Annotated in this window: 13 protein-coding genes; all 13 read right to left on the reverse strand. The window is 41.7% G+C overall.

Going from position 1 to position 14648, the window contains the following annotated elements; genetic code table 11:
- Nucleotides 1-6 precede the first annotated feature (6 nt).
- Nucleotides 7-1044, reverse strand: a complete 1038-nt coding sequence (locus V7K48_RS22405; RefSeq protein ID WP_335075469.1) for an aliphatic sulfonate ABC transporter substrate-binding protein — start codon at nt 1042-1044, stop codon at nt 7-9.
- A 254-nt stretch (nt 1045-1298) separates the two neighbouring features.
- Nucleotides 1299-2387, reverse strand: coding sequence for a sulfonate ABC transporter substrate-binding protein (locus V7K48_RS22410; RefSeq protein WP_335075471.1), 1089 nt, complete (start codon nt 2385-2387; stop codon nt 1299-1301).
- A gap of 122 nt (nt 2388-2509) precedes the next feature.
- Nucleotides 2510-2638, reverse strand: a complete 129-nt coding sequence (locus V7K48_RS22415) for a hypothetical protein (RefSeq protein ID WP_335075473.1) — start codon at nt 2636-2638, stop codon at nt 2510-2512.
- A 15-nt stretch (nt 2639-2653) separates the two neighbouring features.
- On the reverse strand, nt 2654-2941 hold the full coding sequence (locus V7K48_RS22420) for a hypothetical protein (protein ID WP_335075475.1): 288 nt from the start codon (nt 2939-2941) through the stop codon (nt 2654-2656).
- Between the two features lie 37 nt (nt 2942-2978).
- On the reverse strand, nt 2979-4085 hold the full coding sequence (locus V7K48_RS22425) for an aliphatic sulfonate ABC transporter substrate-binding protein (RefSeq protein WP_335075477.1): 1107 nt from the start codon (nt 4083-4085) through the stop codon (nt 2979-2981).
- 596 nt (nt 4086-4681) lie between these two features.
- The gene (locus V7K48_RS22430) at nt 4682-5503 is read right to left on the reverse strand and encodes a class I SAM-dependent methyltransferase (RefSeq protein WP_335075479.1); all 822 of its coding nucleotides are present in this window, start codon (nt 5501-5503) and stop codon (nt 4682-4684) included.
- A 103-nt stretch (nt 5504-5606) separates the two neighbouring features.
- Nucleotides 5607-6788, reverse strand: coding sequence for an acyl-CoA dehydrogenase family protein (locus V7K48_RS22435; RefSeq protein ID WP_335075481.1), 1182 nt, complete (start codon nt 6786-6788; stop codon nt 5607-5609).
- A gap of 415 nt (nt 6789-7203) precedes the next feature.
- Nucleotides 7204-8013: a hypothetical protein gene (locus tag V7K48_RS22440; RefSeq protein ID WP_335075483.1), complete on the reverse strand. Its 810-nt coding sequence runs from the start codon at nt 8011-8013 to the stop codon at nt 7204-7206.
- A 371-nt stretch (nt 8014-8384) separates the two neighbouring features.
- Nucleotides 8385-9605 carry an ABC transporter substrate-binding protein gene (locus V7K48_RS22445; RefSeq protein WP_335075485.1) on the reverse strand — a complete coding sequence of 407 codons (1221 nt, stop codon included), beginning with the start codon at nt 9603-9605 and terminating at the stop codon, nt 8385-8387.
- 19 nt (nt 9606-9624) lie between these two features.
- Complete coding sequence (locus tag V7K48_RS22450; RefSeq protein ID WP_335075487.1) at nt 9625-9954, reverse strand: ferredoxin family protein; 330 nt, start codon at nt 9952-9954, stop codon at nt 9625-9627.
- The gene (locus V7K48_RS22455; protein ID WP_335075489.1) at nt 9951-11576 is read right to left on the reverse strand and encodes an FAD-binding protein; all 1626 of its coding nucleotides are present in this window, start codon (nt 11574-11576) and stop codon (nt 9951-9953) included. Before V7K48_RS22455 ends, V7K48_RS22450 begins: the two co-directional genes overlap by 4 nt.
- Nucleotides 11577-12715: 1139 nt before the next feature.
- Nucleotides 12716-13729, reverse strand: coding sequence for a glycosyltransferase family 2 protein (locus V7K48_RS22460; RefSeq protein WP_335075491.1), 1014 nt, complete (start codon nt 13727-13729; stop codon nt 12716-12718).
- A 111-nt stretch (nt 13730-13840) separates the two neighbouring features.
- Nucleotides 13841-14548 carry a TVP38/TMEM64 family protein gene (locus tag V7K48_RS22465; protein ID WP_335075493.1) on the reverse strand — a complete coding sequence of 236 codons (708 nt, stop codon included), beginning with the start codon at nt 14546-14548 and terminating at the stop codon, nt 13841-13843.
- Nucleotides 14549-14648: the final 100 nt, after the last annotated feature.

A 14648-nucleotide genomic window follows, 5' to 3' on the forward strand; every position in this document is an offset into this window, starting at 1 on the left:
TTACCGTTACTTGATATTATCAGGTATGATCTCTTTATACAATAGATCAGAAAGAATCGCTTGTTTGATATCAATCTTACGCGAGATGACTTTTTCCGCAAAATAAAAATCAGCAACGCTCTGCTGTAGGGCAATGATCGCAGGTGTAATTTTTTTCAATTTATAAGTACGACGGCTTGCCACCTTTAGTGCAACAGATGGATCTAATTTCTGTTCAGCAGCTAAAATTTTGGCATAATCGCTTGGGTTTTTTTCAACCGCTTCTCCTACCTTCTCTGCTTCCTCTAAAAACACTCGCACCAATTGCGGATTTTGGGTGACAAATGCACGCCTGCCAATATAAAACCCGTTGAGAATGTTAATTCCTTTTGCATTTCTCAGATTCCGAATCGGGGTAGTTTTTTCTACAGCAGCTAAAAGGGGATCGCCACCCACCCAGGCGTCAGCCTTGTCTTGAATAAAGGCGTCTCGGGCTTCAGGTGGAGTCAAAGCAACGATTTTAATATCGCTAATTTTTAACCCTACCTCTTGCAAAGCTTTTGCTAGTAAATACTGTGCATTCGACCCTTCCTGAAAAGCAATTCTCTTACCTTTAAGATCAGCTACTTTCTTAATGGGAGAATTAGCTTTCACCACAATACCTTGGTTTGTACCATCGGTGGGCGTGCGTCCAGTAAGATAGACAACTTCAGGAATGAGGCCTGGGCGTGCGGCTTGGTCAAATATTGGAGGTGTCTCTCCGACAGTACCGATATCCACTTTACCTTCATTCAGCGCTTTTATTAATTGCGGCCCTGCTGCAAATGGCCCAACCCAATTCACCTTTATACCAAATTTTGCAAAAAGTGGCTCAACAGTTTTTTTGGACTTGACAGGATCACCAGAAGCTTGATACGCCAAGTTAATTACTTTGGCTGTCTGCGCTTGGGTGCTTTGCACAAAGCTACTCACCAAGGAAGATGATAAAGTAAACAGTCCTAGTACTGAATATTGGACAATACGCTTTAAAACTGTACGGCGTTGTGGTTGAAATGGCTTGATCATGAGTTGTGATTTTCCTTGTAAGTTTTAGCTTTTACGTTGTCAGTCTTACTTTCAGCAAGTAAGATAATAGGAAGTTGTTCTCTCAACCTCCTAAAACACCAATTTAGTATTAAAATTTGAGATAACACTACTTCCAAAAATATCTTTTTGGGTTTAGGAAATTGGTATTTTAGTTGGCTTGAAAGGATTCAATATTGGGTATTGGAAAACTCTTTCCTAGTCCCCAGTCCCTAGACTTCATATCTGATTAGTATCTATTTTTCACTTATAAGTGTTGGTGGAGTGATAGCTGCATATTCTTTAGGTGTGAGTAGTGCTTCCTTAACATCAATCTTTTTAGGCAAGATTTTTTCGCTATAAAATAAATCTGCCACATTTTGTTGAACTTTCATTAACTCTGGAGTAATTCCTTTAAGTCGATAATTAGCGCGTCCAGAAATTATTTCTTGAATGGGTAGATCAATTTTAAGTACAGGTGCTATGAGTTTGGCTACCTCTTTACGATTTGCTTCTGCCCATTGACCGTTTTTATCAATCTCTTCTAAAATAATCCGAAGTAATTCCGGATTTTCCTTAGCAAACTCGCGTGTTCCTACATAGTATCCACCTGGAGTACCAATATTTGTCGCATCTCTCAGCACCCGCGCACCGTAGAGTTTTTCTACTAAAGCTAAGTGAGGATCACCAGTTACCCAAACTGGAATAGTTCCTTGAATAAATGCACCACGGGCTTCGACATTGGGCATACTCAAGACTGTAATATCACTGTATTTTAAGCCAACTTCTTCTAAAGCTTTGATGATAAAATAGTGAGAAGCTGAACCTTTTTGGAAAACTACTTTTTGTCCTTTGATATCAGCTAAAGTCTTAATCGGAGAATCTTTAGGAACTGCGATCGCACTCCCTTTACCTGAAGTAACAGTAATTCGTCTACCAGCAAGATAGACGATTCTTGCACCAGCAGCTTGAGCAAAAATGGGAGGAGTTTCTCCAACTGATCCAATATCAATTTTGCCGACATTCATTGCTTCCATGAGTTGCGGCCCTTGGGCAAATTGCGCCCATTCAACTTTAACACCCAAGGGTTCTAAACGTTTTTCGAAAACTCCTGTCACTCTAACTAAATCACCAGAGCTTTGATATCCAATTCGCAGCACTTTTGTTTTAAAAGTAATGGTTTTTGTTGCTGCTGTATCTGCTTTTGAGCCGATTGCAGTATTTGTATTATCACTGGTTGACGTACAACTTGTTAATGTGGTAGATAAAGCCCAAAAACCAGGGATTACAAATAATGCTACTTTTGTGATTATTGTTGACTTAATTTTAACGTTATTACTAAACATTTTTAGACCTTCAGGTTAAACTAATCTCTAATCTAAAGAAAATAAATCAAATTTTAAATAAATTAATTTCCGCTTTCAAATTTACCTGTGATATTTGAAAACTATTAATTTACGTCTAATTTTTATCGATAAGAAGATATTTCCAAAGCATAAAGAAGCAAACCACTAGATGGGGTGGGAGTCCATTTGTGGTCAGAATGGAAAGTTAGTTCTCCAGTATCGGTATAGCCACCATCGACGTTGGAAATCAAAATCACTACCGGAGTTTATCCTGGTTTAGAAGCGAGTACTGGAGTTTCATTAGATGGTACAAAGAGTGCGCCAAAGTATAACGAAAAGTTCAAAAGCTGTTCATCAGAGAGTTGTTGATCTTTGAAGATCAAGATATGGCGATGTCTGGTGATAAGCCGCTTTGCGTCTACGTGCAGAGCTTTTTTAAGTTGTAATATAACTTCAGGTGCAATAGTTTGACTGGCATCAAGATCGGTAACTATGGCTCCCAAAAGGGTATCAATAGACCTAATTTTAACCTCTGTCAAAGTTGAAGTAGGCATAACATTCTCCTATGTTTTAGTTTCTTCTTGAGGATAACTACTTATTCGCTAACACCTCTGAGGGAGTAATTTTGGCGTATTCTTCAGGTGTCAAAAACCCCTCTCTAACATTCACTTTCTTGGGGATAAGTCCTAAGCTGTACCACTTGTCTGCAACTTCCTGTTGCTTGATAATGGTTTTCTCGGTAATTGGTACTAGCCCATAGTCATATTTATCATGCATTATTTCTAAAGTCGGAGGATCTAGCTGAGTTACAGGAGCGAGCAGTTGTGCTACTTCTTTGGGATGATCCTTAGTCCAGATTTCTGCCTTTTCTAGCTCCTCTAGAAACACTTTTATAACGTCAGGATGAGCCTGATAAAATTGGCGTGAGGTTGAGTAAAAGTTGCCAGTATCTCGCAACTTACCACCATCTGCTAAAACACGGCCTATTTTCTTTTGTTCATTTCTGGTAACGAATGGCTCCCAAATATACCAAGCATCCACCTTGTTCTGACTGAATGCCGCATTTGCATCTGCCGGTGCTAAAAAAACTGATTGGACATCGCTCAGTTTCAATCCCACATCTTCTAATGCCTTAACTAATAGATAGTGACCAATGGAGGCTTTTTGGAAAGCAACTTTTTTGCCTTTTAAGTCAGTAACACTTTTAATCGGAGAGTTTACAGGAACTAAAAGTGAGATAGATTTTCCACTAGGATGTGTATTAGCTAGATAAACAAGAGGCGCTCCTGCTGCTTGTGAAAATACAGGAGGCGATTCGGCTGTAGATGCGATATCCAATCCATTTGCATTCAGGGCTTCTAGCTGTTGTGGGCCAGCCGCAAATTCAGGCCACTGTACTTTAAAACCCAGAGGCTCTAATCGCTTTTCCAAGGAACCCTGCTTTTCTAAAACTGCTAGAGCCGTAAGTTGTTTTGAACGGACAATCCGTACTACTTGCTTCTCAGTTGACTTCTCTGTAGTGGTAGATGAAGCCACTGATTCAGGGGAAGCTGCTGACTGCTGAGTGTTATTCTTTGCTTCACTACAACTCGATAAAACCGTCGATAGCATTAAGCAATAGCCCAGAGCAAACAACAAGGAACGACGTGTTGTTATCTGGCTTTTCCTAAATTCAAACTTTGCTTTTAAAGATGGCATGAGTTGTTTTATCTATTCCTTTCTAGGTGGTCAGAACAATTATGATTAATTGCAAGTTAAATAACCAAAAAAAATATTATTTATTAATTTAGGTTAAAGTCAGACTAATTAAATTCCAGATTTTTAGTTCTTGTTTAGTTTGTGTTGCTAACAATTTAGTAACTTTATTGCGTTAGCTTTAGCCCATTGTTCTACCTTCCATTGTTCTTCCAAAATCATGTTCACCAAGTCGGGGTGATTCTCAGCAAAATTGATTTTCTGTAGCTTTTAAGCATGATTCAGTGTAATTTTCACCACGTCCAGAAGAATCGGCTTGGATGATCACTGGACGACCTTGGGGGGTGCAAGTAACTGTTAAAGCTCCTCTTATTTTGTTGGGGAAAACTTTTTAATAAACAAAAATAATTTTTTGTCATCTCTGAAGTTAGGAAATAGAGTGGGTATAACCCACCCTATAAGGAACTTGATGAACTGAAAATTTAATAGTTAGGAGGGAAAAATTTAGGAAGTGGAGTGAGAATGGCCCACTCCAATGTCGTGCTAGTGGAAGATTGAAATTTGTGAGTAAAATTTTGTCTTGTTCGTGTTCAATTTTGCTAGTGCTTCCAAGCGACTAGGATTGTAGCTTTGAGTTCTTCTGTAAAATGTCCAGACGGCTCAACTGCTAGTAGCGCTTCTCTAAGATCCGTTTCAAATGCTGGGGCGTCATCGCCATAGAAAATTTTGAGAGAGAAGGCTGTAGTGTATAAGTAACCAAGATAGCTATCGAGAGTCCAAGATTTTTCAAATGGCACTTCATAGACTTCTTGACGAACAAAAGCCGAATTGGCAATTATGACTTCATGGGGAGGATCGACTGGCTTACGAGTGCCTTGTCCTCGTTGTCCAGTCCGCCGCTCTTTACCTAACCATTTCTTCACTACTCTAACAGCAGCTTGTTTCCAAGGTAGATTGCTTTCCCAAGGGTTGTCACTAGTCTGAAGCAGTGCTAGTCCACCATCATCAGTAAGCAATTCATAAAGGCTCTCAAGGACTAGTTCACGTTCCATCCAGTGGAAGGCTCTACCAATAGTGGCTAACTTAAATGTTCCTAAACTAGAGTCGATTAACTCTGCTCCTTGTTCTAACCAAGTAATATTATTTGCTCCTACTGCTGCTGCTTGCCGTTTAGCTTCGGCAATCATATCGGGATCGGGATCGATCGCAACAACTTCCTCAAATTTGGTTCGCAGAGGAATTGAAATTAATCCTGGCCCAGTACCTAAATCAAGGAGTCGTCCTTGACCATTGAGATTAAATATTTCGGTTAATTTATCGAATACAACAGGTGGGTATTTAGTTCTATATTGAGCGTAGCCCTCAGCGGCTCCTTCAAATAAACTTGGGTCGTAGGTAGGAAGTGTTTTTAGTTGAGTCATATCAATTTTGGATTAGGGAGCATGTAGAGACGCGATTCATCGCGTCTGTATGGATGAGAGAGTAGAAAAGGCTCTTAAGGTGGAAAGAGAAATAACCAATGCCCTAAGAATATTGCGTAATTACGGGTAGTTGCTCGTTGAGTACCCAATCGCCGATCGCTCGCAGTTTGTAGTCCACAGGATCGTGGAGGGTAAAGGTTCGTAAATCCCGCCAGTAACGGTCAAATCCATATTTGGTTGCAGTGGCGCGAGTTCCGGTAACTTCAAAGATGCGGTTGGTTATATTTATACCTACACGGGTAGCTAATGCCTTGGCTGCGGAAACTGCGATCGCAACTTCTCCCCTCTCTTGATGAGTGAGTGCTACATCCTTGTCCCATGCTGCTTGCACCTTTTCAGCTGCTTGGTCGGCTAGAGCGATCGCAGCTTGAATTTCCACCCAAAAATCTCCGTAATCATGCAGAATATATGGGTCTTGAGTCGCACTCTCTACCCCTGATGTAATCCACGCTTTAGTAGTAGTTTTAGTGTACTCACGAGCAGCGGCGAAGGCTCCTTTAGTAATTCCCAGATAAACGTTGGTTTTTGTTAGCTGGGCAATAATACCAAGAAAAGTTGAGAAGGCACTATCAGGAGGATTGGCTGGCCCCAAAATCTCATCTTTCTCTACCAGAACATTGTTAAATGTATAACTATTGCTATCAGTGCGACGTTGCCCAATATTGTCCCAATCTTGATTAGAAACTAACCCTTCCCTGTCTCTGGGAATGATGAATATGAAGGGCAATTCTACACCATCTTCCAAAGCGGAGAATACCCGTAAATCTGCAACGGAAATACCTGTACCAAAGCTTTTAACACCATTAACCCGAAAATTCTCGCCTTCTGGGTTAATTTTCAGCCTTGTATCCCGCGTATTAATAGCGTTTGCCCAAAATAAATTCTTCTTAGCAGTTTCTCTATAATATTTTTCTTTTTGGGCTGGCGTACCGGAAACATGACCTAAAGCCGTCAAATTCAGATGATTACCATACAACTGACCAATTGAACCATCTGCTTTTGACAGTTTTCTGACAATTTTTAGGGCATCAATCCAAGTTGCTCCAATTCCACCATATTGCTTAGGCACAATCAGTGATAGCAGGCCACTCTCACGCAGTCTATTAATTTCTTCTTCTGGAACTCCGGCTTTAGTATCCCGCTCAACCGCGGATTGAGCAAGTTCTTTGGATAGAGAAGTTGCTAGGTTAATGTAGTCTTTTGGTTTTGTAATATCTAGCACCATAATCAAATTATCCTTTTAGAGATTTCCAAGAAATAAATTATCCAAATAAACGTAGACGCGCAGCGGCTTGCCGCAGGCTACCACTCCAGACGCAGAGAACACAGAGGGAGGAGAAATAGAAATAATTTTTGCATCAGTTTTAGGATATTTTTTAAACTCTCATTTCTCTGTGTCGCGCCAGTTGCTTCTCCTAAGGGAGACGCTGCGTGTAGCTTGCTTCCCCGCAGGGGTACAAGTCTTTTAACCCGTCCAACACACTGGCTTCTCTGCGCCTCTGCGGTTGGTTATTTAGAAGAAATGTAGAGTGGGCAAGACTCACCCTACAAGTGAACAGAGGAAATGGAACATGGAACGTTGTAATTGTCCTTTATCATTAGTCCTGTGTCCTTAGCAAATGACCAATGACTAATGACAGTTATTTCTTAGCCGCTAGATATTCGTTTGCGGCTTTCTCAACACCTGTACCTTTAAAGAAGTCTTGATTGAGACTGGTGTATAACTCCAAAGGATGGATTGAAAGGAAATAGCGAAGGTCTTCTTCGGTAATGATTTCGTGTTCTGCCATTGAGTAGGCGTTGGCAGTAACGGCGGTGATATCAGGTACATCCCAGTGACCAGAATCAGAACCCAAGAAGGCTTTAACTCGTTGGCTTTGCCCGCCGCAGGCATCGCTAAAGGGATTCGCAGCGCGATTGAAAGCTTGGGATACACGGGTATCGTCTGATTCCGTACTGAAGTAGAAATGATTCAAGAAGCGATCGCGCACATCTTCTGGCTGATCAATTCCTGCTAGTTCAAATTCATCGAGTTCGCCTGGATCTTCTGGAGACAATAGTTGATGGTGGAATCCTAGACCGTCACCAATTTGATCTAAGCGTCCATCTACAAGTTCGCCATCGTACCGGGTGTACAACTCTACTAATGCTTCCTTATCGATAATCGCAAGATTGTTATTTGACAACAAATGTTGTTTGTTGCGGGTTTCCCAATGCCAAATAATATCAGCGTATAGACTAGTACCCCAAGCTGAACCACCTTCTTGAAAACGTTGTGCGTAGGCGTAGCCCGCCGTAGGCATCGCAGTTCCAGCAACTTGCTCTAAATAGTCCAAAAATGCTGGGGGAAACTCTTGGGTATGTACATCGGTGTCAATGATCGGATAACCCAGTTTTTCCCGAATTTGAGCAGACTTGGTTTTCTTTGGACGGTCTAGTGCAATAGTCATACCATGTTACCTGAATTTTCAAATGAATTCGTCAAACAATTTTGGATTTTAGATTTTGGATTGATTTGACAGATAGATTTATTAGCTCTGTACATCAAAGAATTATTGGTCACCAGGGAAGTAGGAAGCCTTTGAACCTGGAAGTTGAGCCTTTGAGCCTGGAAGTTAAGCCTTTAAGCTTGAGAGTTAAGCCTTTAAGCTTGAGAGTTAAGCCTTTAAGCTTGAGAGTTAAGCCTTTGATGCTAAACAATTGCGTTTTTGAAAGACTTAATTACAAAAATCTGTTTTTCTTGCTTAGAAAAGTCACTGATTTCTGCTTCCTACCTCCCTTCCTGCTTCTCCTACTTTCGCATCTGGGATGACAGATAAAATTAACGCTGTTGTTTGTTCACAACCCAATCTGTTAATTTAAAATTCGACTTTGCTAAACCCTGCGAAACTAAAAAATTCTTAGTGCCTTCTAAAAGTTTCACACCCTCGGCTGGTAATGGTTCTTCTGACACCTGTTGGAGTGGGAACGATACTTTGATAACATCGATGGGATATTTAGTAGTTTGGGCGTGGTACTGATAATATTCTTCAGAATTAGCTATTAAATCCTTGGTTGCTTCTGTGAGAATTGCGTTAAACTTCTGAGGAAAATCAGGCTGTTTAGCCAGAAAGCTTTCAGTCGCTACAACTAATGATGTTCCTGAAAGACCCTGATGATTCGCAGAAGAATCAATCACTGGAAACCCTTGTGATTTCAGAAAAGGCCCCAGATCACTTGAAGTTGCATAAGCTGCTACATCACCACGTTCTAAAGCTGCTTTTGCCTCAGTAGTCATCAAGTGGACAACTTTTACATCTTTGGCAATTTTAGCTTCAGCTAATAGACCCAACAGGTATCGATGCATATAAGAACCTTTTTGGGTAGCTATTTTTTGACCTTTAAGTTCAGCCAGCGATCGCGGGCCATTCTTTTTCGCCACTAACCAGGCGGTTGTATTAAATTGGGTGATCCGCAGCAGTCGGGTTTCAACACCCCTCGCTCTCAGAACTATGGCTGGTGTATCGCCTAAAGAACCGACATCTAGTTGACCTGCGACAAGCGCCTCATTTAGATCCGGCCCGTTAGGAAATCGCGCAAAAGTAATGTTTTTAAATCCTAGTTTTTGTAGCTCACGATCTAATATTCCCTTTTTCTTTGCCCAACCAAGCGGCCCTGTCGGTTCTACACTACCTACATAACCTATTCGTAAGGTAGAAATGTTGTTAGATGCAGCTACAGCACTATTGGTATTAATGCCCTGAATGGATTGAGCAGATTTAGTTTCACCTTGGCTACATGCTGTAGTTAGTAGCAGTAAGACACAACCTACTGAAGTTGATAATCTTGAAGAAAGTTTATAGCGGTTCTCGATTGGGTGAGTTACAGTTTTGACCTCTCTCCAAACCTCTCTCCTAAAAGGAGAGAGGCTTTGAATTTTTCCCCCTTCCCGCGTCGGGAAGGGGGTTAGGGGGTTAGGTCTGTCTGCATACCTGTACCTCACCAAATTGAAAATGGCTATATTTTTACTGATAGAACCTGTTCCGACTGTGAAAGACAGCATGACTCTTTTCTCCGCTGTACTATTTCATCTGCTTGAGAATTTGAAATGTTTGATCGACTTTTGCTGTTGAAGTCCGTTTATGTCCCCAACCAACGTTTTCACGGTAACTACCCAGTAGCCCGACTTCTGCCAATTCTGCCTCGTTGACTGAAGTCTGCATGTCACTTTCTGGTGCAACATAAAGAGCATCGACTGGACAATACAATTCGCACATATAACAGGTTTGGCAGTCACTCTGTCGGGCAATGGTTGGCGGTGCATCAGGTACACGGTCAAACACGTTGGTCGGGCAAATATTTACGCAGATATTACAATTTATGCACCGCGACTCACTGACCAACTCAATCACACTAATGCTCCTATTTTGGATGGTAACTTTTCTGTACTCTCTAAAGGCTGAACCTTCACCCAGACTTGATCTAATCCGCCACTAATCAGGTAATGTTGCTGGTTAGGATCAAGTTCTGGATAGTCTAGATGTTTGTGCATACCACGAGTTTCTTTACGTTCAATGGCGCTGTTGTACATCCATCGCGCTGTGGCTACCATCGCCGCAGCTTCTCGCGCCCGGATTAGTTCTTTATCTGACGTTACCTGGCGACTGCGGAGTTCTTGCCAAAGATGATTTAGCCTACCTAAAGACTCAGTTAAGCCTTGTTCGGTACGGAAATAGTTCTTTTCGTAGGGAAATACTTCAGCTTGGACTGCTTGAATAATCTCATTAGTTGCCAAGGTTTGGGAGCGATCGCTCCCACTCTGTAATACTACCTCTCCAACACCCTTAATTCGGCGTTGAGTTTTCTGTTCTCCCAAACTGCGCGTATATTCAGCAGCCGATTGACCTGACCAATAGCCAGAAGATATTGCCCAAGCAGCGTTGTGACTACCACCACCAGTGAATCCGCCACAAATCAGTTCGCGTGTGGCGGCATCTCCAGCCGCATAGAGTCCCCGTACAGAACTGGCACAACTCTCATCTACAATCCTAATTCCTCCCGTACCGCGCACAGTTCCCTCTAGGCGCAGAGTCACAGGGAAACGTTGGGTAAATGGATCAATGCCTGCACGGTCAAAGGGTAAAAAGAAGTTGGGCTGTGCTAAACGCATAGATGAGCGCATCGATTCAGCCGCTTTGTCTATGATGGCGTAAACTGGCTGTTGCAGTAATGTCTGGGCAATTACTGAACGTCTATGAGAACTTGCTCCCGGAATTACAGTCCCGTCTCCGTAGGTGAAGGTTGCCCAATTATAAAACAGGGTTTTGGTAACTGAAGAAAAGGCGGGGGAGATGCCATAAGCATTGGAAAATTCCATACCCGACATCTCAGCACCTGCTTCAGCCGCCATCAGATAACCATCCCCTGTCAGGACGTTGCATCCTAACGCTTTACTGAGAAACGCACAGCCGCCTGTAGCAATGATCGTGGACTGCGATCGCACTATCCATTTACTACCTGTCTGACGATTCATACCTGATGCACCAGCAACAGCACCATCGTCATCTACCAGTAGTTCTAAGGCGGGGCTGTTATCTAAAATTTTGACTCCTGCCCGTTGGATTTGTCGCCGCATCAGCCGCATATACTCCGGGCCTTGCAGCGATCGCCGATAGGGCTTGCCTTCATCGTCGGTGGGAAAGGGATAACCCCAGTGTGCTAACTGATTAACGTTTACATAGGTCTGATTCAGTACCCGATCCATCCAGTGGCGATCGGATAAAAAACCACCTAACGATTCCCGACTTGTCTTTGCTATTTCTCGTGCTTCTGGGTCGGGTGGCACGTACCACACACCATTACCAGATGCAGCAGCGCATCCAGTTGTACCACAATATCCTTTGTCTACGAGGATCACCCTAGCTCCACTTGATGCAGCACTCCATGCCGCCCAAGTTCCAGCTGGGCCACCTCCAATTACAAGGACATCTGCCTGGAGGTCGAGTTCAAAATCGGTTGTTAACGTCTTCAGCATCTACCATTTCCCCCCATCGATAAAGTCTTAAGCATCAAGTCTTCACCCCATCGATGCTGCAAAATATTCAGAAACCTGTTTGCCTATCTACTTGACGGCTTACTAGTAACCTTAATTTGTGGCTCCTTAAGACAGGTTGCCACCAGATTGGCATCAAATTAAGTACTTTAACTTGATAGATAAACCGTAGTTTTTAATATAACAAAGCTTTTCATAGTTTTAGACAAAAAGCAAGCCTTTGAGCAAAAAAAATTAAACGTAAAGTTATGTAAAATAAACTTTGTTATCTATCCCAAGAGACTTGCTTTTTAAGGTATTTTGTAAATGTATCCAATGTTAGTACAATAGTACTTAATTTTGATAGACTTGCCGTTGTTTGATAAATTTTTCTAAACAAGAGCAAGGAATCCCATTCCGGCTTAAGGCATCTACCAATGTTTTTCAGAGTTCAAGCAAGAGTGAAAGTAGCTTATAGCTGATAATCTGTTTAGCGTCTAAAGTTTATAAATTCCAAAACCCTAGCCATCTTTAGTGAGGTGCATTAGCACAGAGGGAATCGGAAATATCTGGTTTCTGAGAATAACCATTTGGCAAAAGTTTGTAAAAGACTGAAAGTTACAAAATACCTACAACTAACATTTACAGTTAGTTATAGCCGACTGGATTTTTAGTTATTTAATCTGTTTTAACTGACTTCAGCTACTAGTACAATGCGGCGTAAATATACCATTTCAAATGGCACAAAAGCCTAGAATACAATTCTTTTGACTTTAGACAACACAGCCAACACAGCAAGTAATACTAATTGAAAAAATTACCCCAACTGCCATTACTCAAAGTACTTCACCTGAATCATCTTTTGAACCTTCTCTTAGCACATCAAAAGTTCCAGTTTTAGCAGTACCTAGCGATCGCATAGAGCAAGTTACATCTGTTTCCCAACTATCTGATGTTAATCCTACAGATTGGGCCTTTCAAGCGTTGCAGTCTTTGGTTGAGTGATACAAGTTTTTCTCAAGTTTTTCTATAGTGATCGTGAGCAAAAGTTCTAAGAATACACTGAGGACACCAGTAACTCTCTTGACGCTACGTAGTCTTCAAGCTGGATAGCGCACGAATCCCCAACTAAAGCCGAAGGCTTAGTTGGTGGTGCGTTCAATAGTAGCATCTTCTAAATTATCTAGTTTGTCAGAATTGTTCGTTGAGTTGGAGGATTTGTAATGTAAACCACCTACCTCAGCCAAAGTATAGAGGGGCCTAGCTTTAACTTCTTCGTAGATCCGCCCTATATATTCACCTAAGATGCCAACACTGACTAACTGCACAGATCCCAGAAAGAAAATTGCCATCAAAATAATTGTAAACCCAGTTAAAGGCGAATGGGGGACAAAAAGACGCCAATACAAGACTAATAAAGCCATGAAGATGGCTGCCGCTGCTGCTACTAACCCTAAATAGGTTGATAACCGCAGTGGCACTATTGAAAAGGACACTAAACCATTGATGGCAAGCGCCAAGGATTTGCTAAAAGTGTATTTAACTTCCCCAGCAAAGCGGGGGCTGCGCTCGAACCGAATTGCTGTTTGCTGAAAGCCAACCCAAGAACGCAGACCACGAATGTAGCGGGTGCGTTCTGGCATAGAATTAAGAATATCTACGATCTGCCGATCCATTAAACAAAAATCACCAGTATCAGTAGGAATCTCTACATTTGCCAGCTTCTTGAGGACGCGATAAAAGAAGTAGGCAGTAAAACGCTTAAACCATCCTTCTTTAAGGCGTTGAGTCCGTTGAGCGTAGACGACTTGATAGCCTTGTCGCCATTTTTCAACCATGTCGGGGATTAGTTCTGGTGGATCTTGTAGGTCAGCATCAAGGATGACAATAACTTGACCGCGGACAAAATTGAGACCAGCAGTAACTGCAATCTGGTGACCAAAGTTACGAGCAAAGCTCAGATAGCAAATGCGCGGGTCTTTTTGATGGAGGTCTCGCAGGAGTTGTAAAGAGCGATCGCGGCTACCATCATTGATTAAAATTAATTCTACAGGGCCATCCATCCGATTCATTACTGCACTCAGTCTGCGGTAAAGTTCAGGAATAATTTCTTCTTCATTATAAATTGGAACAATCAATGAATACTTTGGTATCATGTAGGAATCCCGTTTAATTTTTGAACAGACAAGCTGACTGACTGCTTGTCATAATAAAGATTTGCTTCTTAGTATACCTAGCAAGACTCAAGTCAAATTATCATAATTTATTTATTCTTCGGATTTATTTGTGTAATCTGAAGATTCTGATTTTTTCAGGTTTTCTACAGCTTTTTTGGGAAAAGTCCGACGATGGCGATACCAAGTAGACCCTCCTACCAGTATTCCAGATAAGCCTAAGGCGAGTAGTAGGGGCAAGAAATCGCCATTGACTGCCTTCAGACCAGAACTGCCTAGTAGTACAAAAGGTAATACACTAGGAACAGTACCAAGTGTTGTACCTAGAACATAATCTTTAAAGCTGATCGAAGTCAGTCCAGCGACAAAGTTGACCAAACCATATGGCATAATCGGTACTAGTCGGATGGCAAACATATAAAAAAGCCCTCCACGACGCACCTCAGCATCCATAGCTTGCCAGCGTCCTGCTAGTCGATTTGCAACTGTTTTACGTCCAATAGTCCGAGTAAAAACAAAGGCAATTATTGCTGCAATAACTGCTCCAACACTAGTCCAGAAAGTACCCAGCCAAGGGCCAAAAATTGCACCTCCAGTCAAATTAAGCACTGTTGAGGGCAAAACTAACATAGTTGCCACAACGTACAAAGCAACATAAATAATAGGTGCCCAGATTCCAGAAGATTTCAGCAATGCTTGAATTTGTGCTGGGTCAATACCGCCAATCAGATATAGTGCTATACCAGTTGCAATAATGCAACTCAATGTGAGTAATAAAATACCAGTTTTTAAGTTCCACACTAGAATACTCCTACTTTTTTCCTAACACAACCTAATTTATCTCAAATTGCCCTTTCATTAATTTTTGAAAATCTTGCTTCTGGAAAGCAGGATAAATTAA

Source organism: Nostoc sp. (genome assembly GCF_036919615.1).
Taxonomy (GTDB): Bacteria; Cyanobacteriota; Cyanobacteriia; order Cyanobacteriales; family Nostocaceae; genus Nostoc.

Excerpts from the sequence above, each read along its gene's own strand:
- V7K48_RS22420 (WP_335075475.1), bottom strand. The coding sequence starts at position 2,941 with ATGCCTACTTCAACTTTGACAGAGGTTAAAATTAGGTCTATTGATACC.
- V7K48_RS22460 (WP_335075491.1), bottom strand. The coding sequence starts at position 13,729 with ATGATACCAAAGTATTCATTGATTGTTCCAATTTATAATGAAGAAGAA.
- V7K48_RS22430 (WP_335075479.1), bottom strand. The coding sequence starts at position 5,503 with ATGACTCAACTAAAAACACTTCCTACCTACGACCCAAGTTTATTTGAA.
- V7K48_RS22410 (WP_335075471.1), bottom strand. The coding sequence starts at position 2,387 with ATGTTTAGTAATAACGTTAAAATTAAGTCAACAATAATCACAAAAGTA.
- V7K48_RS22435 (WP_335075481.1), bottom strand. The coding sequence starts at position 6,788 with ATGGTGCTAGATATTACAAAACCAAAAGACTACATTAACCTAGCAACT.
- V7K48_RS22405 (WP_335075469.1), bottom strand. The coding sequence starts at position 1,044 with ATGATCAAGCCATTTCAACCACAACGCCGTACAGTTTTAAAGCGTATT.
- V7K48_RS22455 (WP_335075489.1), bottom strand. The coding sequence starts at position 11,576 with ATGCTGAAGACGTTAACAACCGATTTTGAACTCGACCTCCAGGCAGAT.
- V7K48_RS22445 (WP_335075485.1), bottom strand. The coding sequence starts at position 9,605 with ATGCTGTCTTTCACAGTCGGAACAGGTTCTATCAGTAAAAATATAGCC.
- V7K48_RS22425 (WP_335075477.1), bottom strand. The coding sequence starts at position 4,085 with ATGCCATCTTTAAAAGCAAAGTTTGAATTTAGGAAAAGCCAGATAACA.
- V7K48_RS22440 (WP_335075483.1), bottom strand. The coding sequence starts at position 8,013 with ATGACTATTGCACTAGACCGTCCAAAGAAAACCAAGTCTGCTCAAATT.